Genomic DNA, 21454 nt, shown 5'->3' on the forward strand with positions numbered 1-21454 from the left:
CGGTCCGTTCACCGCATCCTTTCGGTGATCGGCGCAGGCTTCAAGGTCGCATGGCGCCGTAGTCGGAAAGGGGACATCCGCGCGGTGAATCAGATATTCTCGATGGCTTGTGGTGTCGGAAGTCCCGGAGGGGCGGACCCGTGAGCACGCTCGAACCGGCGGCCGGTCGGCCCCGCTCGGCTCAGGGCCGCAGCTTCGTGCGGCAACGTGCGGGCGTCGCGGCGGCCATCCTCATCGCGGCGATTCCCACACTGACCGGCTGTCCGGCGCAGTCTGACGACCGGCCGTCGGAGCGCGGCCCGTCGTCGGCGCCCACCGGTCCGTCGTCACAGGAGATCCGCGCGATCGACTTTGCGGGCCGGGAGTGGTTCGACGCGGTGACGAACTCGACCGTGCAGCTCCGCGACGGCAAAGCCGAGCGGAGAGGCGACGAAGGCATGGACGCGTACCGCTGGAAAATGGCCGGTCCACCCCGTTATGCCGACGCTGATGGCGACGGGGACACCGATGCCGCAGTCGGGTTGGCCGTCGAGGGTGGCCAGACCTCCTCAGTCTCGTGGTACATCTGGCTGTGGCACGAGGGCGACGCTCAGCAGCTCCGGCGGCCGATTGCCGAGGCCTCGCGGTGCGACGGGCTGATCGAGGCGGTCGATCCTGTTCCGACGGGCTTCTCCGTGGAAGGCTTCGTGTGGGGTCCCGAGGACGATTGCGCTGGCGGTGGCTCGGTGCCGATCGCCTACGTCGCGGCGGTCCGGCAGGGATGGCCCGTTCGGATCAGCCCTCGCCTCGGCCCGATCACCACCTGCTCACCGGGGGAACTCGCAGAACACCTCGTCCCGACCAGCGAGGTCCTCCTGCACACCTGGCCGGACGGTCGCTCCCCGGTGGTGGAACCAGCAGCCCGCTATGACGCGCTCATCACCGACTACTCAGAATTGACGGGCAGGTGGACCCTCGTCGTGGCGCTACGGGGCGAAGACCGAATCTGTGGCTGGGCGGAATCAACGCTGATCCGGAGGGGTTAGCGGAACGAAAGCGGAGCTGACCCTACGCCGGCTGGTACGTGTTCCAGAGCTTGACCAGGTCGGTTCCCGGACTATCGGTGACGATCACCCCGATTAGTCCCGACTCCGCGTCGGTCCAGACGAGGGCTCGTTCGGTGGCGCTCCAGGCAAAGACATGCAGGCCTGGTGGAGGCTCAATCTCGCCTCTTACCGGTTGTTCTGGCGGTGGCGCAGTCAGGTACACGCGCGACACGTCGTTGTAGGTGCCTGGTCTGTACTCGGCGAACATCGCATTGAGGCTGGCCCCGTTAGTGCAGTGCACACTCTGGGTTGGTAGACCCACCTCGCTCGGACGAGCCGGGAAGCTGCCGGTAAGGGCAAAGCTACCGGTGCCCGTGACGCACCGGCTCCAACTGGGATAGGAATCCCAGCCGTCGACGAACTCCGCCAGATCGAACCTGGCGAGTTCACTGGGTCGGTCGGGAAGGCCGCCGACGACGCTGTCCCCGGCATCGGAGTTGCCTGCTCCGCCTTTGGACCCCTGGCCGTTCAGCACGACTCCCACGATCACCCCGGCGCTGGCAAGCGTCGACAGCGCGGCCACCGTCAGGATCCAACGCGTCCGTCGGCGGGAACCCGGCTTGTTCGACGCCTCCGGCACCGGCGGACCGGCCAGACGGTCCGGGCCGGTGCCACCGGCCAGACGGTCCGGGCCGGTGCCACCGGCCCGCATGTGAGAGCTCACGGCCATCTTGACCCGCCGGTCCAGCGCGGGGACGTCCGCCAGCGCGGTCAGCCATGGAACTGGTCGAGCCCGACGAAGCACCCCCGCGACAGCACCAGCCGCGTCACCGGACCTACCACTCAGCCATCCGACGATCCGGCGGTCGTCGTCCGGGTCCAACCGGCCACTCGCGGCGAGGTGCAGGATGCCGTCGGAGGTGGTCTCGAACAGCTCCCACAGGTCCAGGTCCTCTGCATGCTCAGCGACGGAGAGCAACCACCTGACCGCTGGCCCGGGGTCGCCCGCTTCCGGTCGTGCCGCCGTACTGGCGGGATACCGCTGGTGGATGCTGTGCACCAGCTCGCCTACCTCGTTGGGACAGCCAGAAACCGCGATCCTCGTCCGTTCCCCGTCGAGAGCGACGAGGATGTCCCGGAGCAGATCGTCGTCGAGGTCAGACCGCGCCGCCAGACGGACAAGATCAACGAGAGCCGCCCGTTCCCCGGTGCGTACGGCGGCGACGAGTCGCCGTCCTCGGGCTGATGTCTCGGTGGGCGTGTCGAACTCTGCTGCGATCATCGCCAGGAGGTCGTCGATGGTCGGGAGGCGCCGGTCCGGATCCGCCTGCGTTGCTGCCCGGACAATGGAACGCCATGGCCCGGACGGCGGCACGAGCGGCACGTTCTGTCGAGGGACGGATCCGGTTACCGCCCAGCCGATGATCTGCCCGATGCTGTAGACATCGGCTGCCGGTAGGACCATATGGGCGTCGACACCAAGTTCGGGTGCCGCGTATCCCTCGGTTCCCAAGGACCGGCCCGCCCGCGTACGGCCTGGGTTGGTGGTCTCACCTCGGGGTCGCCTGCCGAGGCCCCAGTCCGCCACCACCCACCGCCCGTCGTACCAGAGAATGTTCTCCGGCTTCAGGTCACGATGGATCCAGCCAAGCCGGTGAGGCTCCCGCAGTCCGCTGCACACCGATTCGATCAGGGCCCGCAGGGCGACGGAATCGCGCAACTCACCGGCGCGGTCGTGGGCCGTCGCGTCCGCCAACGGCATGACGAACCAGTCGTGTGTAGGGCTCCAGTCGAGCACCGGCAACACGTTGGGGTTCTCACTGAAGCGGTCGGCAGCCTCGATCTCCCGTTTCATCCGGGCGACATCGTCAGCGGAACGCCCCCTGAGTTTCTTGAACGCCACCGGTAGGCTGGTGGGCTTGTGACGGGCGCGGAAGACCTGCGCCTGGCCGCCGACGGCGATCGGTCGGGGATCGAGGGCGAAGTCGCGCCGCTGCTGACGGGCCGACCTCCGGATCGCCTGGAGCGCCGTGAGCCGATCCGGCCCTGTTGCCCGGTCTGACCCGGGGCGCGGCATCGACCCGTCGTCGTCACGCGTCGGCATCAGTCACCAACGTCGGGACAGGCACACCAACAGCTGATCCGTCCAAGACGGGCTTCCCTCCGGTCCTACTGGCGAGCCGACGGACGGGCACAGTGGCGCAGTCTATTTGGAACACGGGCCGGTTCCTCAACAGCGGCCCGATCAACCGATCATGCTGCTCGCCGGCCGATCGAGGTGCCGGCAGTCGGCCCTGACGTAGGTCGTGTCCACAATTCCACGGTCACCAGGGGAGTGACGAACGGACCGGGTCGCGGCCACCAGGAGCGGGGTGGGCCGTTGCTGCAGCTACCGGTAGACGGCGTGTTCCACCTCGACACCGTGCTCGACGGGCAGCTCTCCACATTCGAACTCAAGCCGGGCGGTAAAGGTGTTCTACAGCAGATCACGGATGAGGTGAGCGTGGTTGTCCCACTCGCCGCACAACTGTCACCGCATGGCAGCTGACGTCACAGATCTTGTTCGTAGCAAACGAGGACTACACGCGGGTTTCCCCTGATGCTAAATTCGCCGACCCATGCCGGGTTGGCGGGATGACATGCGATCTCACCTTCGCTCACCAGTTTAGCGAGCACTGCCATGCCGAAGCTCAGGGTGATGCTCTCGGGCACCACGTCGTAGGACATGACCCGCGGAAGTACCCCACTGGCATTGACGCCCAGTTTAACCTCGACGAAACTCACCACGACCCGCAAGTCTTCCGGTGACAGCTCGTCATCCGGATGCAGGACAACTATCTTCTCAACTGTTCGGCGGGCCCGGCGTTGTATTTCGCGGTCCACAAACACCTGGTAGGGCGGGGCCGCTGCGATTCTGTCGCGGTCCATCACCATGAGCACAGTCGTGGCGCTCTGCGCCGCTCTGGTCTTCACCTCGACCGAAGCGAGCGCCCCGAAGCGGAATACGAGCTGAATGTCACATCCTGCCGGCGTATCGGAGTAGAGCCAGCAAGCGCCCATCGACAGGTATTTTTCGCCAAGCAACCTGACGACGGCGGCTGTGTCCATACCTAGTTCGAGCTGGAAAACAGGGTGGCCGATGTCCAAGGCGTTCACGAGGGTGGAGCCTCCCGGGCTCGAACAGCGACTGGATCCGTCTACAGCAGGCCCACACCTGCTACCGCGATCCAGGCAGCCTGGCTGAGATCGACACATCGACGTGTCCGACCGTAGCAGACCCGTAGGAAGCCAGTAGGCAACCTGAGACATGCCACGCGGCCCGAAGTAGACCACCTGTTTCACCTGACCGAGCGGGCGCCCCAACCGGTTCGTCGCAGAGCAGGCGGCTTTGCCACCATGAACGCCAACCGATAACCGGACGAGGAGAAATAGGTGTGGCGGCAACGGCCGAGTGGTCTGGACTGCCCCCGGCGCCCTCGTCACGCCGGCCGCGCGGGGACTGGCGACCCGGCCGCGCCGAATCGCCAGCCGTCCCCGACAGCAGGATCGACTGGCTCGCCGAACACGAGGAGGGATCAGCATGAGCTTGACGCTGCCGTCGTCCGCTCAAGTCGTGATCATCGGCGGCGGCATCATCGGCGTCAGTACCGCGTACCACCTCGCCGCAGCGGGCGTACGGAGCGTGGTGCTGCTCGATATGGGCCCACTGGGTGGTGGTTCCACCGGCCGCGCCGCCGGCGGTATCCGTACCCAGTTCTCTGACCGGCTCAACATCGACTTGGCCATGCGCAGCATGGAGATCCTCAAGTCCTTTCCGCAGCGCTTCAACCAGGAGATCGACCTCCAGCAGGTGGGCTATCTCTTCCTGCTGGACTCCGCCGACACGGTCGCCGACTTCGAACGGCACCTTCGCCTACAGAACGACCTCGGCCTACCCAACCGGATGGTGTCACCGGCTGAGGCCCAGCAACTGTCGCCGTACATAGTCACGGACGGCCTCCTCGCCGCCTCCTACTCCCCGCACGACGGTTACTGCACACCGGAGTCCGTGGTGCTCGGATTCGCCACTGCCGCGCGGCGTCACGGTGCCCAGCTCATTCCACACTGCGCGGTCACCGGCATCGAGACCGACGGCACCACGATCAGCGCTGTGCGTACCGAGGCCGGCACCATCCGCACCGATACCGTCATCTGCGCCGCCGGTGCCTGGTCTGGAAGTGTCGGCGACTGGGTCGGTGTGTCGTTGCCGGTGACGCCGCTGCGCCGCGGGGTCGTTTACACCGAGCCCCTGCCGGGATGTCGGCCGGGCCTCCCGTTCACCATCGACTTCGGCACGGCGTTCTACTACCGCAACGAGGGCCGGGGGCTGTTGTTGGGATACCCGGACCCGGACGAACAGTCGGGGTTCGACCAGTCCCCTACTGATCGATGGCTGCCGGCGCTGGGCCGCGCCCTGCATCGGCGTGCTCCCCGGCTTGTCGACGTGGGAATCGCCGGCGGCTGGGCCGGCCTGTACGAGGTGACCCCGGATCACAATGGCCTGGTCGGGGAGGCAGCCGAGACGTCCCGTTTCCTGTACGCCGCCGGATTCTCCGGCCACGGCTTCATGATGGGCCCTGCCGTGGGCGAGGTCGTTCGCGACCTCTACCTAGATGTCGAGCCCTTCACCGACGTCACGGGATTCCGGGCGGGCCGGTTCGCCAGTGCCGACGTCAGACCCGAACGCAACGTGGTCTGAGTCGACATCCCGCCACAACACCAATGGAGCGGATCATGGCGTTTGACGATGAGGACGGCCGAGACTACACGGTCGTCATCAACGACGAAGAGCAGTATTCGATCTGGATGGCGGATCGCGAGATTCCGGCCGGCTGGCGCGCTGTCGGCAAAGTGGGCCCGAAGGTCGAGTGCCTGGCCTACATCGATGAACACTGGACTGACATGCGCCCGCTGAGCCTGCGGCGCGCCATGGCAGAACAGGACTGAGCCAGGCACCCCAGCACGTCGCCGGTTCGAAAGCCGTACCCGGAGCGAGTGCGGTCGCTGCGGGAACATCGGTGACTCACTCGGCGATCACGGTGTACGACCGGCGGTGGGCCAGTTCCGCACACCGTAGCGGTGCACGGGACAGAGACGAGATCACCGATGATCACCGCTCCCTTCCCGCCGCCCGGACATGCATTCCGTAGGCGACCCGTACCTCATCCGGCATATGGCGCGGCTATCAGCAGTTACCGGTGCCGGGATGTGGGGATCGATGGCCACCGAGCGTCCATGCCATAAGCAAGTGCGCGTCCCATGATGAGTAGGCAGCAAAGCCCGCGGAAGGGGCCGTGATGCGTCACTTCCGCCCGAGCGGACATTCCATCGGTGCCACGAGCCGGCGCGAGTCGACCGTCGTGTGACCAGCAACGAGGAGCTTGGAATGACTGACAGCACCAGCCGCGCGCCGCGGCGAATTTCTATCTTCGATACGAGTCTGCGGGACGGCGAGCAGGCTCCGCGCAACGCGATGAGTCCACGCACGAAACTCGATCTCGCCCTGCGGATCGAGGCACTCGGCGTCGACGCCGTCGAGGCGGGATTCCCCGCCTCCTCGGCGAAGGACGTCGAGGCCACCCGACTGATCTCCGAGGCACTGACCACCGCCCGGGTGGCGACCCTGTGCCGGGCGGTCCGCAGCGATGTCGAGACCGCGGTCGAGGCGGCGGGTACGCGGAACCACCAGCTACAGGTCATCGCCACCGCCAGCGAAATCCACCTCGAACACAAGCGAGGTATCACCCGGCGTGCCGCGCTGCGCGAGCTGAGCGAAGCCATCTCGCTGGCTTCCTCACTCGGTGTCCCGTTCATCACCCTGGCGATGGAGGATTCCAGCCGCGGTTCACTCGACCTGCTGCGTGCCACGGTCGAGACCGCACTCGAGGCAGGTGCGACCCAGGTCGGTGTCGGGGACACGATGGGCTGTTCGACACCGGGCGAGTTCGGCGCGCTGGTCGCGACGGTCCGGGGGTGGGCACCGGCATCGGCGAGCCTCACCGTGCACTGCCACAACGACTTCGGACTCGCACTGGCCAACACGATGGCAGCCATCGAGGCCGGCGCGGACGAGGTCCAGGTGACACTGGGCGGCATCGGCGAGCGGGCGGGCAACACCGCCCTCGAGGAGGTCGTCGGTCTGCTGGCCTACAAGAGCGAGGTGTACGGAGCCACGACCGACGTCAAGACCGAGGGGATGTACGAGGTGTACACGGCGATCCGCGCGGCGATCGCACTCGAGGAGCCCCGCAACAAGGCGCTGTTCGGCACGTACGCGTTCGCCACCGCGGCGGGCATGCACCAGCAGGGCATGCTGCAGAACCCGCTGACCTACGAGTACGTCGAGCCGAGCCGCTTCGGCCGGGAGACGCAACTGCTGGTGGCGCGCCACTCCGGTCGCGCGGTGCTGCGGCACGTGGCCGTCCAGTCCGGGCTCGACCTCGACGATGCCACGGTGGACCTGCTCTACGACAAGTACGTCCTCGGTCGTGCCGACGGCGAGTGCGTCCAACTGGGTGTGTTGCGTGAGGAGATCCTCAGCGAGATGGCGGGCACCACGGGGCTCGCCCGATGACCGGTAGGACGCTGGCCGAGAAGCTGTGGCAGCGCCACGTGGTCCGCGAGCTGGACGACCGGACCGATCTGCTCTACATCGACCTGCACCTGATCCACGAGGTGTCGTCGCCCCAGGCGTTCGAGGGCCTCGGGTTGTCCGGTCGCCGGGTCCGTCGTCCGGAACTGACGCTCGCGGTCGAAGACCACAACGTGCCGACGCATTCGCTGACCATCTCCGACGCCGCGAGCAGGGCACAGATCGATGCGTTGCGCAACAGCTGTGCTGAGCACGGCATCGAGCTGTACTCCATGGGTGACGCCAGCCAGGGCATCGTGCACGTTGTCGGACCCGAGCTCGGCCTGGTGCAACCCGGCATGCTGGTGGTGTGCGGCGACAGCCACACGTCGACCCACGGCGCTCTCGGCGCGCTTGCCTTCGGTGTGGGAACCAGCGACGTGGAGCACGTGCTCGCCACCCAGACGCTGGCAGTCGCCCGCCCCGGCACCATGGCGGTCGAGTTCACCGGGCTGCCGCCGGCGGGAACCGAGGCCAAGGACATCATCCTCGCGCTCATCAGCGCCATCGGCACCAACGGTGCCCAGGGCTTCCTCATCGAGTACCGCGGTGAAGCGGTACGAGCCCTGTCGATGGAAGGCCGGATGACCATGTGCAACATGAGCATCGAGGCCGGCGCGCGAGCCGGAATGATCGCACCTGACGACACCACGCTCGCCTATCTGCGGGGTCGGCCCTGCGCGCCGTCCGGCGCGGACTGGCAGCAGGCGGTGGCGGACTGGGAGACGCTGGTGACCGACGATCCGGACGCCTTCGACCGGGTCGTCCGGATCGATCTCGCCGAGCTCAGCCCGCACGTCACCTGGGGCACCAATCCGGGGCACGCGGTTGCGCTCGACGCAGCCGTGCCGTCGCCCGAATCGTTCACCGACCCCGTCGAACGGGCAAGCGCCGAGCGCGCTCTCGCATACATGGACCTACGACCCGGCACCCGGATGCGTGACATACCGATCGACACGGTGTTCCTCGGCTCGTGCACGAACGGGCGGATCGAGGATCTACGGGCGGCGAGCGAGGTCCTGCGTGGCCGTCAGGTCAAGCCCGGGGTCAAGATGCTCGTGGTCCCTGGCTCCGGCCGGGTGCGGGCCCAAGCCGAGCAGGAGGGCCTACACGAGGTCTTCCGTGCCGCGGGGGCCGAATGGCGGCTGCCCGGCTGCTCGATGTGCCTCGGCATGAATCCGGACCGAATCTCCGGCAGGGACCGGGTGGCGTCCACGTCCAACCGGAACTTCGAGGGCCGCCAGGGTGGTCAGGCCCGTACCCATCTCGTCTCGCCCGCCGTGGCGGCGGCGACCGCAGTGGCCGGCAGGCTCGCCGCCCCACGAGACCTGGTCTGAGAGTAGGCAATGGAACCCTTCTCCACACACACGGGCCGGGCAATGGTGCTCCGGCGAAGCAACGTCGACACCGATCAGATCATTCCGGCCGAGTTCGGCAAGCGGATCTCCAGACACGGTCTCTCGGATGCTCTCTTCGCACGGTGGCGCAAGGATCCCGCCTTCGTCCTCAACTCGGCCGAGCGTCGAGGTGCGACCGTGCTCATCGCCGACCCGAACTTCGGCACCGGAAGCTCGCGTGAGCAGGCGGTCTGGGCGCTGCGTGACTGGGGATTCGTGGTCGTCCTCTCGACCCGCTTCGGCGACATCTTCCACCGCAACGCCCTACGCAACGGCCTGTTGGCGATCACCCTGCCGGACGATGCCGTCGCCTCGCTGATGGACCGGGCCGAAGCCGACCCGGCGTTCGAGATCAGTGTCGACCTGACGAGCTGCGAGTTGACCGCTGGCGCGGATCGTTGGTCGTTCAGCATCGACGAGCGCGCCCGTTGGCTGCTGCTGAACGGCCTCGACACCATCGAGGTGACGCTGCGCGATGCGGCGGACATCGCGGACTACGAGCGGGGTCGGCCTTCGTGGCTGCCCACAACTCGGCGCAGCGGTGGGCCAACGCAGGCCGCGGCGGGCAACCGGTGACGGACGCGGCGCTCCCCGGCGCGCGTCGTCTGGCACAGATTCCCGCCGACGGTCTCAGCGAGCTGGTCGAGGCGGGACGCCTGATGGGCGCGGTGGACCTCGCCCTGGGCAGCCCGGGATGGCCCCGGCCGCCGAAAGCGATGATCGATCAGGCGTGCGCCGCCCTCCGGGACGGGAACAACCAGTACGGCGACATGCGCGGTAACGGGGAACTCCGGGCGGCACTGGGCCAGTCGTTCCGTACACCGGCCGATCCGGACGCCGAGGTGACCATCACGGTAGGGACGGCCGGAGCGCTGGCCGTCGCCCTGCTCGGCCTGGTCGACCCGGGTGACGAGATCGTGGTGGTCGAGCCGTTCTTCGAGCCCTATCTCGCCTCGATCGCGGCGGCGTCGGCCGTGCCGAGGTTCGTCCGGGCCGGGCCACCGGGGTGGCGGTGGGACGTTACGGCACTCGCCGCCGCGATCGGCCCCCGTACCAGGGCGATCCTGGTGAACACGCCCCACAATCCCACCGGTCAGGTGCTGACGGAACACGAGTGGGCGGTCATCGCGGAGCTTTGTGAGCGGCACGACCTGATGGTCATCTCCGATGAGGTGTATGCGGCGTACGTCTACGACGACGGAACGCACATCTCAGCGGCAGACGTGCCCGCACTGCGGGACCGTGCGGTCGTGGTCGGGAGTTTTTCGAAGAGCCACGCCATCAGCGGCTGGCGCATCGGCTACCTGCGCGCCGCTCCCGCACTGACCCGCGCGTTGCGCGGCATTCAGACCGGCTTGACGGGAGGGGCTCCGGTGCCCCTGCAACAGGCCGTCGCCCGTTCGGGGTTGGTCGCCGGGCAGGACTGGGATCCACGGCCGGAGCTTCAGCAACTGCGCGACAGGGCGCTACACGTCTTTCGCAGTGTGGGACTCCGTTGCACGGTGCCCCGCGGCGGTTGTTACATCGTCGCCGAGCTCGGGCCGTACGGCCGGGAGGATTGTCAGTCCTTCGTCCGTAGGCTCGCGGCAGATCTGGGTGTTCTCCTCGCCCCGGGCCGGCTCTTCATGTCCGACCGATCAGCAGATTCGGGCTTCGTTCGTATCGCGTTCAACAAACCGCCGGCTTATCTCGACACCGCGCAGGGACGACTGGCGACCCTGGAACCCCTACGCTGACCGCTACGCATCCGAGGAGCCCATAGTGACGGTAATAGCTGTTGTTCCTGGTGACGGCATCGGCCCGGAGGTGACAGACGAGGCCGTCAAGGTCCTCGACGAGTTGCAACTCGGGCTCGACTTCGACCACCTCGACGCGGTCAACGCCACCACGTTCCAGACAACCGGGACGGGCCTGTCTCCCAGCGATTTCGAACGGATCCGCTCCGCACGGTCGGTACTGTTCGGCGCCATCGGGGCTCCCGGCATCAACAACTCCGAGTACGGCCGGGGCGTGCTGATCAAGATGCGTTTCGCGCTGGACCTCTACGTGAACCATCGACCGGCGTTTCTGTGGGACGCTCGGCTGAGCCCGCTGCGGGACGACCGTCGCCGGAACGTCGACTGCGTGATCGTACGGGAGAACTCCGAAGGACTGTACGTGGGGGTCGGCGGCAGGGTCCGTGCCGACACCCCGGACGAAATCGCGATCGACGAGGAGATCAACACCTACCACGGTGTCTCCCGCGTGCTCGACTACGCATTCTCGATAGCGCGAAGGTCGGTATGCCTCGTCGACAAGTCGAACGCCGTTCCCAACGGCGGAAGGCTGTGGCAGCGCTGTTGGCGTGACGCGGTCGAGGGTCGGCCCGACATCGACTGTTCCCACCTGTACGTGGACGCGGCAGCGATGAAGTTGATCGCCGACCCGTCGGCCTTCGACGTCATCGTGACCAACAACTCCTACGGTGACATTCTGAGCGACCTCACCGCCCAGTTGGCCGGTGGCCTCGGCATGGCGGCGTCGGCGAACCTCAATCCGAAGACCGGCTTCGGCGTCTACGAACCGGTCCACGGCAGCGCACCGGATATCGCTGGACAGGGAAGGGCGAATCCCGTCGGTGCGATCCTCAGCGCGGCGTTGCTCTGCGAGGGCATCGGCCTCGGCAAGGCTGCGGCGGCGATCCGTGCAGCGGTGTCGTCGGCGCTGGCGGCCGGACGCTGCACCCCCGACATCGGTGGCTCGTTGAGCACTCGGGAGGCTGGCGCCGCTATCCGCGCCGAACTGCGATAACCCGGGGCAGGGCTCGGGCCGGCCTGGTCATGGTCGCGATCGCCGCAGTCCCTGGTCGCCCGGAGCGACTCCGTAGTCGAGACCGTAGCGGCGGCTCAGGCAGTACCGGCAGGACCCCGGATCAGCCACGCGGCAGCCGGTTGCCGCGAAACCGATGTGTCATCCCGTAACAAGGGTGCCTGTCGATAGTGAGAGGCACACCGAAGCCACGGTCGATCGATCAGCAGGCGACGTGGAGGTTTGATGAGCGTTGATGACGCCGCGCAACTCTGTAGCTGCCACACGGTGGCCACCAACGACATGACCGAGAACGTTGAGCGCCGCGCAGACCTGGCGTCCTGTCTCTGGGAGTTGGCACTCCCCCGGATTCGGCAGATCCGCGCCCTGTGCGGTTACACCTGGGACCCGGCCGCAGACGAACTCATCGACCTGGTCGACGGTGACCTCCTGGCGCTCACGACACGTGACCCTGCCACCCATGGCTCGTGGCGGGAGGCGCTGGGCTCCTACCGCTCGTTCCACGCCGTACTGGCGTACCGGCTGGCTCACCATGTGCTCACCACGGCCCGGCACCGCGGCGCCTGCAACCAGCACGCGTACCTGCTGGCCCGACGCATCTCCGAACAGGCGAAGGTCGAGACCGGGGTGGAGTTGCACCCGGCGGCGCGGATAGGGCCGCGGTTCGTGGTCGACCACGGGTCCGGGACCGTCGTCGGTGAGGGCGTCGTGATCGGTAGCGACTGCTACCTCCTCCAGTGCGTGGTGCTGGGTTCGCTGAAGATCGCCGACAATCTGCCGCACCGGCGTCACCCGACCCTGGGCGACCGGGTGGAGGTCGGCGCGTACGCGAGGATCCTCGGTCCGTTGACCATCGGCGACGACACGATCATCGGCAGTCACGCCCTGGTCCGCGATGACGTCCCTCCCCAGTCCCGGGTCAGTGTGCTGAACGCCTACCAGGTCACGGCCGGCCGCACCGATCTGGCGATCACCGGCGTGGAGGCGGTGAGCCAGGACCGGTTCCGGGTGTACGGCGAAGGTCTGCACGATCCGGCATTGCGAGTGGAGCCGGAGTTCGCGGCAGGTGACGGGGAACTGCCCGTGGCCATCGTCGGGCGCGGCGGCGACCACCTGCTGCTGCAGGTGCCCGGGATGGCGGTGAACCGGCGGGCCCCGGTGCGGTTGAACGGCCGCGACGGCGGCAGCGTGGGCCTGGTGCTACCGAACGTGTGGCCCACCGAGCCGGGACCGGCATCCGCCCCACGTACCGGGACGGACCAGTGAGCGGGCGGGTGCCCACGGCACCGGCCCCGTTCGTCCGGTCGAGCCGGGAGCAACCGACGCAGGTGTACGCCGCTGCGGTGCGTTCCTTGGCGCAGAACAATCTCGGCGTGCCGGGTGAGCGGAGTTGAGGTGCCGGTGATGTGGTCCGCTGACGAGTCCGCCAGCAGGAGACAGCGACTGCTCAAGCTGCTGCTGACGCAGCAGGGGCACCGGGTCCCTGACGGGGGACGTATCCCTCAAGCCGACCGCACCGCGGACGTACCCCTGTCCTTTGCCCAGCAACGCATCTGGGTGCTGGACCGTCTGCTGCGACAGCGGTGCCTCTACAACGCCCCGTTGGCGTACCGGCTGCGCGGCCCACTGGACGTGGAGGCGTTGGAGGACGGGTTCACCCGGCTCGTCGCCCGGCACGAGGCGCTGCGTACCACCTTCGCCGAACGCAACGGCGGCCCGGTCCAGGTCATCGGCGCGCCGTACGCGGTCCACGCCGATGTCGTCCCGATGCGGTCCACGACGCACGGCGAGCTGGACCGGTTGGTACGTCAGGAGGCGACCAGACCATTCGATCTCGCACGAGGGCCGCTGCTGCGGCTGACCATCGTTGCGCTCGCGCCGGAGGAGCACGTTCTGCTGATCACGATGCATCACATCGTGACTGACACGTGGTCGGTCGGGGTGATGTTCCGTGAGCTGACGGTTCTCTACGAGGCGGCGCGTGACCGGCAGGCACCTCGGGGCCTTCCCGAGCTTCCTGTGCAGTACGCCGATTTCGCGGTGTGGCAGCGCCAGGTGCTCTCTGGTGATCGTCTGGGCCGCGAGCTGGACTACTGGACCGACCGGTTACGCGGGGCACCCGGAGTCCTGACCGTCCCGACGGACAGACCGCGACCGACAGAGCCCTCGTTCAGCGGCGCGGAGCTCTCGTTCACGGTGCCGTCACCCCTGGCCGGACGGCTCCGCGCGTTGGCCACCGAGCTTGGCGCCACCATGTTCATGGTGCTGCTGGCTGGCTTCACGGCACAGTTGGCCCGCTACGCCGGCACCACCGACGTCGTGATCGGCTCCCCGGTGGCCGGCCGTCACCGGGTCGAGGTGGAACCACTCATCGGGTTCTTCGTGAACAACCTGGTGCTCCGGACGGACCTTGCCGGCGACCCGTCGTTCACCGAGTTGGTGCAGCGGGTCCGGCGGGTGGCGCTGGACGCCTACGAGCACCAGGACCTGCCGTTTGAGCGTCTCGTCGACGAATTGCAGCCGGAGCGCCAGCTGAGCGTGCACCCGCTGGCACAGGTGAACTTCCAGGTCTACGAACCGCAGAACCTCGGTAGCGTCGGCCTCAGCACCGCAGTGGCGGCAGTGCCCGACGACCACCTCACCCTGCCCGGGCTCGCCGTCGAGCCGCTGCCCACCAGCACCGCGACCAGCAAGTTCGACCTCTCCGTGATCATCACCGAGGAGGGCGGCGCGCTGACCGGGTCAATCGAGTACGCCACCGAGCTCTACGACGAGGAGACGATCGCCCGGTTCACCGAAAACTACGTAGCCCTGTTGGAGGGTGCCGCGGCCGCCCCGGGCAGTCGCCTCTCCGATCTGCCGGCGATGGCCACGAAGCAGCTCCGGCAGGTGGTCGACGGCTGGAGCGGCGAGATTCGGAGGGTGCCGGACGGCCCCTGCCTGCACGACATGGTCCGCGCCCAGTGCGCCCGGACGCCAGACGCCCTGGCAGTGATCGGCGACGGGACTGAGCACCTCACCTACCGGCAGTTGATGCACCGCGCCGATGTGCTGGCGTTCGAGCTGCGCGGCCATGGCGTCGGTCCGGATGCCATCGTCGGCATCTGCGCCGAACGCTCCGTCGCCACGGTGGTGGCGCAGCTCGCCGTGCTCGTCGCTGGTGGCGCGTTCCTCCCGATCGATCCGGACCAGCCGATCCAGCGGGTGGCCGAGCTGCTCACCGAGGCGCGCGCGGTGCTACTGCTGGCCGGCCGGTCGGTACTGCACACGCTGCCAGCGAGCCTGGGCACACCGGTGCGGGAGCTGCCGGTGGGCGGTACGCCGGCCGGCGTACCGCCCACCGGCCCGCCACCGCCAGTCGCAGGGCCCAGCCATCTGGCGTACGCGATCTTCACGTCCGGCTCCACCGGCCGCCCGAAATGCGTCGTCACGCCGCACGAGGGTGTGGTCAACCTGATGGCGTGGGCACGGCACGAGTACGAACTGACGCCCGCGGACCGCATGCTGCACAAGGCGCCGTTCAGCTTCGACGTGTCGGTATGGGAGGTCTTCTGGCCGTTGACCGCCGGCGCGGCCGTCGTGCTCGTACGCCCCGACGGGCACCGCGATCTGCGGTACCTGGCCGAGCTGATCCAGCGGCACAACGTGACGACAGCGCACTTCGTGCCCACCGTCCTGCGCGCCTTCATGACCAAGCCGGCCGCCCGACGGTGCACGAGCCTGCGTCGGGTGATCTGCGGTGGGGAGGCGTTGACCACCGACCTCGTGGAGGGGTTCTACACCGCCTTCGCTGGCATGGACGTCGTCCTGCACAACCAGTACGGGCCAGCCGAGGCTTCCGTGCAGGTGACCGCCTGGCCACTGCGGGCGGGTAGCGCCCGGGTCGCGCTGGGCAGGGCCGTGTGGAACACCCGGATGTACGTACTGGACGACGCGTTGCGGCCGGTGCCGTGCGGAGTCCCCGGCGAGCTGTACCTCGCCGGGGTGCACCTCGCCCGGGCGTACCTGCATCAGCCGGGGCTGACCGCTGACCGGTTCGTTCCGGATCCGTTCGGCTCCGCCGGCACCCGCATGTACCGGACCGGGGACCTGGTTCGCTGGCTGGCGGACGGCACGCTGGAGTACCTGGGCCGGACCGACCACCAGCTCAAGATCCGAGGGTTCCGGGTCGAACCCTCGGAGATCAAGGCTCGGCTGATGGAGCACCCCACGCTGCGCGAGGCCGTGGTGGTGGCCTGGCCCCCTGGCGGCGTCGACAAGCAACTGGTCGCGTACGTGGTCCCGCACGGTGTCAGCGGCGACGCCGACCTCACGACCGACCTGCGTCAGCATCTCGCCCAGCGCCTACCTCGCTACATGGTGCCCACCTGGATCGTGGTCCTGGACTCGCTGCCGCTCAACCAGAACGGCAAGGTCGACGTCGCCGCACTTCCCGACCCCGCCCCCACCGGCCGCCCCACGTTCGAGGCCCCCCGCACCCCGGCGGAGCAGGCCCTCGGCGAGGTGTGGTGCGCAGTACTGCGGCTCGACGCGGTGGGCATCCAGGACAACTTCTTCGCCCTCGGTGGCGACTCCATCCGGGCCATCGAGGTGTCGTCGCGGGCGGCGGGCGTGGGGCTGCGGGTCAGCCCCAACCAGATGTTCCAGCACCAGACGCTCGTCGAACTGGCTGCGGTCGCCAGCGAGGAGGACGATGCCGACCCGCGCGCCGGCACCGCGACAGTGGGCGAGGAGGACACCACCGGCCCGGTCCCGCTCACCCCGATCCAGCGCTCGTTCTTCGACACCGGTGACCCCGAGCGGGACCACCTCGCGCAGTACGTCACGCTGACGGTGGACCGAGCGTTGGATCCGGAGGTCATCGACCGCGGGTTGGACAGTCTGGTCCGCCACCACGAGGCACTGCGCTACCGCTACCAGCCAACGTACGGATGGCGGCCGATCATCGAGCCGCACCGTCCGGGGCGTCGGCTCAGGCGCGTCGTCGCACCGACCGACGGCGTCCAGCCACTGCTCGACGCCGAATTGCCGGGGCTGCTCGACAGCCTCGACCCGGCACGCGGTGAGCTGCTCACGGCCGTGCTGTTCGACCGGCCTACCGCCAGCCCGTTGCTGCTGCTCGTCATCCACCACCTCTGCGTGGACGCCGTGTCGTGGCGGATCCTGCGCGAGGACCTGGAGTCGGCGTGCCGGCAGCTGGCCGACGGGGTGCCCGAACCACAACTCGCCGCCGGCACCACGTCGTTCTCCCGGTGGGCCCGACGCCTGGACGCTCTGGCGGGCTCGGACGAGCTGGCCCTCGACGCACAACGCTGGCGGCAGCTTCTGCCCAGGACCGTGCAGCCGCTGCCACGCGATGGCGTCGAACCGGAGGTCAACGACCGCTACGGTGATGTCGTCCACGTCGACACGATGCTGTCCCGCAAGGACACCGAAGCCCTGCACGGGCAGGTGCCCGTCGCCTACCGGATGCAGGCCCACGAGGTGGTCCTCGCCGCCCTCGTGTTGGCCTGCCACCGCTGGACCGGCAACCCCGGGCTGCTCATCGACCTGGAGGGGCACGGGCGCGAGCAGATCTTCGCCGACCTCGACGTCACCCGGACTGTCGGCTGGTTCACCTCCGTGTTCCCGGTTCACGTCGCTCTGTCTGATCTGGACGACGTCGAAGCGTGCCTGCTCACCGTGAAGGAGACCATCCGTGCGTTGCCCGGCCGCGGGCTGAGCTTCGGTCTGCTGCGCGACGCCGACGAACCCTCGCGGAATCTCGGCGACCTACCCACTGCGGACATACAATTCAACTACCTGGGACGGCTGGACGCGGAGGGCGAACGAGCCTCCCTGTTCACCCCGGAAGGCGAGCCACTGGGGCTGGCCGTGGCCCCCGGACGCCCGCGCCGGTATCCGATCGAGGTCTATGCCTACGTCGACGGTGGGAAGCTGCTACTGCGCTGGGCGGTCAACCCGAGCGTCCACGATCCGAGCACGCTCGTCGAGCTCGGCAAGCAGCTGGTCGCCGCCGTCCGAGAGATCGTGGAGCTGGCCCACCGTTCCGATGCCGGGGCGGTGAGCCCCTCGGACTTCCCGTTGGCCGGGCTGTCCGCCGCGGACCTGCGTCGCCACTTCGGGGCGGCCCGCGACGTGGAGGACATCTACCCGCTCTCCTCCGTGCAGGAAGGGCTTCTCTTCCAGACCCTTGCCGGGCGGGAACCGGGGATGTACCTGACCCAGGCCAGCTGGGACGTCGGTCAGGTCGACGCGCCGGTGCTGGCGCAGGCGTGGCAGGAGGTGGTCCGGCGCAACCCGATCCTGCGCACCCGTTTGACGTGGAAGAGGGTGCGCCAGCCGCTCCAGGTGCTGCAACGCGAGGCGATCATCCCGGTAACGTTCGTGGACTGGTCGGCGCTGCCCGCCGACGAACAGGAGCACGCCCTGGACCGCCTGTTGCGTGAGGGTGTACGCGCCGGCATGAACCTGGAACAGGCCCCACTGCTCCGGATCACCCTGGCCCGGACCAGTTCGACCGCCTGGCGCATCGTGCTGGAGTGCCACCACATCCTGCTCGACGGCTGGAGCGTCGTGATGCTGCTCGCCGACGTGCGAGCGGTCTACGACGCCATCCTGGCCGGCTCAGGGCTACGGTTGCCGGTGCGCCGGCCGTTCCGCGACTACATCGCTTGGCACGGCGGTCGGGACGCCGCCGCCGACCGCTCGTACTGGACCGCACAGCTGGCAGGTTTCCGATCGCCGACCCCGCTGCCGTTGGGCGGTCCGGATCCGGCCGCCGAGGGACAGGGCGCACACACCCTGAGCCTTCCATCGAGCTTCGCGGCCGACCTCGACAGGTTCGCCCGGCAGGTTCGCGTGACCCCGAGCACGGTGTTCCAAGCCGCGTGGTCCCTGCTGCTCGGCCAGCATGCGGAAAGCGACGACGTGGTCTTCGGCGTGACCGTCTCCGGCCGCAGTGGCATGCCCGGCATGGAGAACATGATCGGCCTGTTGATCAACACCCTTCCCCTGCGGGTCCGGATTCCGACCGACGGGCGACTGGACGAGTGGCTCCGAGGACTCCAGGCGAGCCGGGCCGAGCTGCCCTCCGAGCACACCTCGCTGGCGGACATCACCGGCTGGAGCGAGCTGCCACCCCGCCAGCCGCTGTTCGACAGCATCCTGGTGTACGAGAACTACCCGGTCGATGAGCAGACCCGCGATGCACTGGGTGGGCTGTCGTCGACCGTGCTGAGGGTCGACGAGATCATCCACTTTCCGCTGCGGTGCGTCGTGAATCCCGGTCCACCGTTCGAGGCCCAGTTGCGATACGACAGGCGGCGGGTCCGGCCGGAGCAGGTCGCCCGGATCGCACAGAATCTCGCCATCGTGCTGACCGGGATGGTGACCGCGGCGGACCAGCGGACCGGCGACCTTCGCGCTCGCCTGCGCCCCTATCGCTGACCAGTTCGCGCGACCCGGCCCGGCAGGGCTGAGCGTGCCTACCTCTGGACGGCGTGGTCGTCGAGCCGCAGGTAGCCGGCGGCGGCGAGCGCAGCAACGGCGATGGCATCCGACACCGAGACGACCCGCGACGTAGACCCCTCCGGTTGCCACAGCACCGGCAGTTCGGTGCAACCGAGTACGCATGCGGCACCGTCGGCCGTATACCGTCGGACCAGTCGTTGCAGCGTTGCGCTGTCCGACGGGTGGCTGTTCCCACTCTTCACCCGGTCGATCAGCCCGTCGATCACCGGCTGGTCCGCTTCGTCGGGGTAGGCGACACCGAGTTCCCGTGGCCACGAGCGCTCGAAGATACCGATCCGCCGCGAGGCGATCGTGCAGATGACGACCGTTCGGACGGTGTCGCTACGAGCGAGCAGATCAGCGACCGTACGCACGCCGTCGACCACCGTGGCGTCGGTCTGGCGCTGGATCGCCTCCCGGTACGCGTGGGTCGTCGCCGAGGCCAGGGCGACGACCCGACAACCTACTGCCTGTAACGAACGGACCGCGTTGACCAGGTGTGGCTCGGGTGACTCAGCGGCCCCGACGAGATGGGCGATCCGGCTGGGAAACGGCCGGCTCAACAGGACGACCTCGGGGTGTTCCTGGTCGCTCCGCGCCGGGGTCATCCGCACGAGACGCTCGTACACGTACGCGCCCGCACGCGGTCCGAGGCCGCCGATGATCCCGATGGTGGCGTGGTTGTTGTGCACCGCCCGCCTGCCCTCCCCGTTAGGCACGACTATGACCTATCTGTCGCCGGTCGTGGCCCTGCTTTCGCCCGAGCCGGCCGCTTCGTCCGAGTGGACCGGTGCCGGCGTGGTCGACTCGGGATCGTTCTCCGGCCCGGCGGGTTTGCCGATCCCTCGCCAGACCGGGAAGAAGATGACACTCGACGCAGCCACCGCGTACGCAATGGCGAGGATGATCAGGGTCCGGTCGAGCCCGGCTGCGGCGATCAGCCCGCCACCGATGACCGGGCCGACCGCAACGAGGGCGTAGGCGCCGGTGGAGACCGCGCCCAGCGTGCGGGCCCGCAGCTGCTCCGGGATCCGGGTGAACTGGGCGACGCTGAGGATCGGGTTCATCATCCCGGCGCAGAAGCCGGTCGCGGCCACCACCAGCAGCAGCAGCGCCATCCCCGGCTCCAGGGCGAACGCGATGCACCGGGGCAACCCGATGAGGGTGAACGCGATCACGAACACCGGCCAGCGGGGCATCCGGTGAAGGACTGCGCCGAAGGTGATCCCTCCGACCACCGCCGCCGTCGCAGCCGTGCCCAGCAGCAACCCGGCGGAGGCGGCGCCGGAGAGCACCCGGTCGGCGTAGACCGGGATGATCACCGCGCTGTACGCGACGTCGAGCAGGTTGGTGAACGCCAGCAGCAGCGCGATCGACCGGAGCAGCGGGTCACGCCAGAGGAACGTGAATCCCGCGCGCAAGCCCTGCACGTAGGAGGTCCGGCTGGTGTCCGTGGATTGGTGGACGACCCGGGCCGTGAGCATCAGCAGCGCGGACACAACGAACGTGGCAGCGTCGATGATCAGGACGTTGACCGGCCCGACCAGGGCGATCAACCCGCCGGCGAGCGGTGCCCCCACCATCCGGGCGCAGCGCTCCACCACGTCCAGTGCGCTGGCGGCCCGCTCGATCCGGATCCCCGCGCGGTCGGCCAGGGTGGGGATCAGGGCATGTTTCGCGGCGTTACCCGGCGCGTCGAACAGGGCCCCGAGGAACACGAGAATCAACAGCAGCGGGAAACTGAGTGCGTCGAGCACGTGCAGCAGCGGAATGAGGCCGATCATCACCGCGCTGACCCCGTCGGCGAGCACGCTGGCGGTGCGGTGGCCGATCCGGTCGACGAGAACCCCACCAAATGCCATCGACAGGATGATCGGCAGGAACGACGCCGCCGCAGCGATGCCGGTAAGGGTGGGATCGCCCGTCGTGTCCAGCACAAACCAGGGTACGGCGAGGTAGGTCATCGCATTGCCGGTCAGCGAAATGCCGTGAGCCGACAGCACGACGGCCAGTGGTGCACGCGCTTTGTTCGTCGGGGCCAT

15 protein-coding genes are annotated in these 21454 nt (G+C 68.3%); 11 read left to right on the forward strand and 4 right to left on the reverse strand.

Going from position 1 to position 21454, the window contains the following annotated elements:
* The first annotated feature begins 140 nt into the window (after positions 1-140).
* Positions 141-1025: a hypothetical protein gene (locus tag JQN84_RS29365; RefSeq protein WP_204961838.1), complete on the forward strand. Its 885-nt coding sequence runs from the start codon at positions 141-143 to the stop codon at positions 1023-1025.
* Positions 1026-1047: 22 nt separating this feature from the next.
* Here the strand turns inward: JQN84_RS29365 and JQN84_RS29370 are convergent, their stop codons facing one another.
* Positions 1048-3129, reverse strand: coding sequence for a serine/threonine-protein kinase (locus JQN84_RS29370; RefSeq protein WP_204961839.1), 2082 nt, complete (start codon positions 3127-3129; stop codon positions 1048-1050).
* 276 nt (positions 3130-3405) lie between these two features.
* Here JQN84_RS29370 and JQN84_RS29375 point away from each other — a divergent pair, with 276 nt between their 5' ends.
* On the forward strand, positions 3406-3573 hold the full coding sequence (locus tag JQN84_RS29375) for a hypothetical protein (RefSeq protein WP_204961840.1): 168 nt from the start codon (positions 3406-3408) through the stop codon (positions 3571-3573).
* Between the two features lie 2 nt (positions 3574-3575).
* Here JQN84_RS29375 and JQN84_RS29380 read toward each other — a convergent pair whose 3' ends face one another.
* Positions 3576-4181, reverse strand: coding sequence for a hypothetical protein (locus tag JQN84_RS29380; protein WP_204961841.1), 606 nt, complete (start codon positions 4179-4181; stop codon positions 3576-3578).
* Positions 4182-4605: 424 nt separating this feature from the next.
* On the opposite strand from JQN84_RS29380, the gene JQN84_RS29385 reads away from it, so the two are divergent.
* The 9 genes from JQN84_RS29385 to JQN84_RS29425 all read left to right on the forward strand — a co-directional run bounded on the left by JQN84_RS29385 (position 4606) and on the right by JQN84_RS29425 (position 19349).
* A complete protein-coding gene (locus JQN84_RS29385) occupies positions 4606-5763 on the forward strand; it encodes an NAD(P)/FAD-dependent oxidoreductase (protein ID WP_204961842.1) in 1158 nt (385 codons plus the stop codon).
* A 35-nt stretch (positions 5764-5798) separates the two neighbouring features.
* Positions 5799-6011: an MbtH family protein gene (locus JQN84_RS29390; RefSeq protein ID WP_204961843.1), complete on the forward strand. Its 213-nt coding sequence runs from the start codon at positions 5799-5801 to the stop codon at positions 6009-6011.
* Between the two features lie 439 nt (positions 6012-6450).
* Complete coding sequence (locus JQN84_RS29395) at positions 6451-7638, forward strand: LeuA family protein (RefSeq protein ID WP_204961844.1); 1188 nt, start codon at positions 6451-6453, stop codon at positions 7636-7638.
* Entirely contained in the window at positions 7635-9032 is a 1398-nt protein-coding gene (gene leuC, locus JQN84_RS29400; protein WP_204961845.1) for a 3-isopropylmalate dehydratase large subunit, read from the forward strand. The genes JQN84_RS29395 and leuC overlap by 4 nt, the downstream gene beginning before the upstream one ends.
* A 9-nt stretch (positions 9033-9041) precedes the next feature.
* A complete protein-coding gene (leuD, locus tag JQN84_RS29405; protein WP_204961846.1) occupies positions 9042-9668 on the forward strand; it encodes a 3-isopropylmalate dehydratase small subunit in 627 nt (208 codons plus the stop codon).
* The gene (locus JQN84_RS29410) at positions 9608-10828 is read left to right on the forward strand and encodes a pyridoxal phosphate-dependent aminotransferase (RefSeq protein WP_204961847.1); all 1221 of its coding nucleotides are present in this window, start codon (positions 9608-9610) and stop codon (positions 10826-10828) included. The genes leuD and JQN84_RS29410 overlap by 61 nt, the downstream gene beginning before the upstream one ends.
* A gap of 25 nt (positions 10829-10853) precedes the next feature.
* Positions 10854-11882 carry an isocitrate/isopropylmalate dehydrogenase family protein gene (locus JQN84_RS29415; protein ID WP_204961848.1) on the forward strand — a complete coding sequence of 343 codons (1029 nt, stop codon included), beginning with the start codon at positions 10854-10856 and terminating at the stop codon, positions 11880-11882.
* Between the two features lie 243 nt (positions 11883-12125).
* A complete protein-coding gene (locus JQN84_RS29420) occupies positions 12126-13166 on the forward strand; it encodes a serine O-acetyltransferase (RefSeq protein WP_239486422.1) in 1041 nt (346 codons plus the stop codon).
* A 138-nt stretch (positions 13167-13304) separates the two neighbouring features.
* The gene (locus tag JQN84_RS29425) at positions 13305-19349 is read left to right on the forward strand and encodes a non-ribosomal peptide synthetase (RefSeq protein ID WP_204961849.1); all 6045 of its coding nucleotides are present in this window, start codon (positions 13305-13307) and stop codon (positions 19347-19349) included.
* A 38-nt stretch (positions 19350-19387) separates the two neighbouring features.
* Here the strand turns inward: JQN84_RS29425 and JQN84_RS29430 are convergent, their stop codons facing one another.
* Complete coding sequence (locus JQN84_RS29430; protein ID WP_204961850.1) at positions 19388-20104, reverse strand: aspartate/glutamate racemase family protein; 717 nt, start codon at positions 20102-20104, stop codon at positions 19388-19390.
* Between the two features lie 36 nt (positions 20105-20140).
* Complete coding sequence (locus JQN84_RS29435; protein ID WP_204961851.1) at positions 20141-21454, reverse strand: MFS transporter; 1314 nt, start codon at positions 21452-21454, stop codon at positions 20141-20143.

Origin of the sequence: Micromonospora humidisoli, assembly GCF_016900955.1 — a bacterium.
Taxonomy (GTDB): Bacteria; Actinomycetota; Actinomycetes; order Mycobacteriales; family Micromonosporaceae; genus Micromonospora; species Micromonospora wenchangensis.

Coding starts and splice junctions, on each gene's coding strand:
- JQN84_RS29425 (WP_204961849.1), top strand. CDS start 13,305: ATGTGGTCCGCTGACGAGTCCGCCAGCAGGAGACAGCGACTGCTCAAG.
- leuD (WP_204961846.1), top strand. CDS start 9,042: ATGGAACCCTTCTCCACACACACGGGCCGGGCAATGGTGCTCCGGCGA.
- JQN84_RS29370 (WP_204961839.1), bottom strand. CDS start 3,129: ATGCCGACGCGTGACGACGACGGGTCGATGCCGCGCCCCGGGTCAGAC.
- JQN84_RS29435 (WP_204961851.1), bottom strand. CDS start 21,454: ATGGCCCCGACGAACAAAGCGCGTGCACCACTGGCCGTCGTGCTGTCG.
- JQN84_RS29395 (WP_204961844.1), top strand. CDS start 6,451: ATGACTGACAGCACCAGCCGCGCGCCGCGGCGAATTTCTATCTTCGAT.
- leuC (WP_204961845.1), top strand. CDS start 7,635: ATGACCGGTAGGACGCTGGCCGAGAAGCTGTGGCAGCGCCACGTGGTC.
- JQN84_RS29390 (WP_204961843.1), top strand. CDS start 5,799: ATGGCGTTTGACGATGAGGACGGCCGAGACTACACGGTCGTCATCAAC.
- JQN84_RS29420 (WP_239486422.1), top strand. CDS start 12,126: ATGAGCGTTGATGACGCCGCGCAACTCTGTAGCTGCCACACGGTGGCC.
- JQN84_RS29385 (WP_204961842.1), top strand. CDS start 4,606: ATGAGCTTGACGCTGCCGTCGTCCGCTCAAGTCGTGATCATCGGCGGC.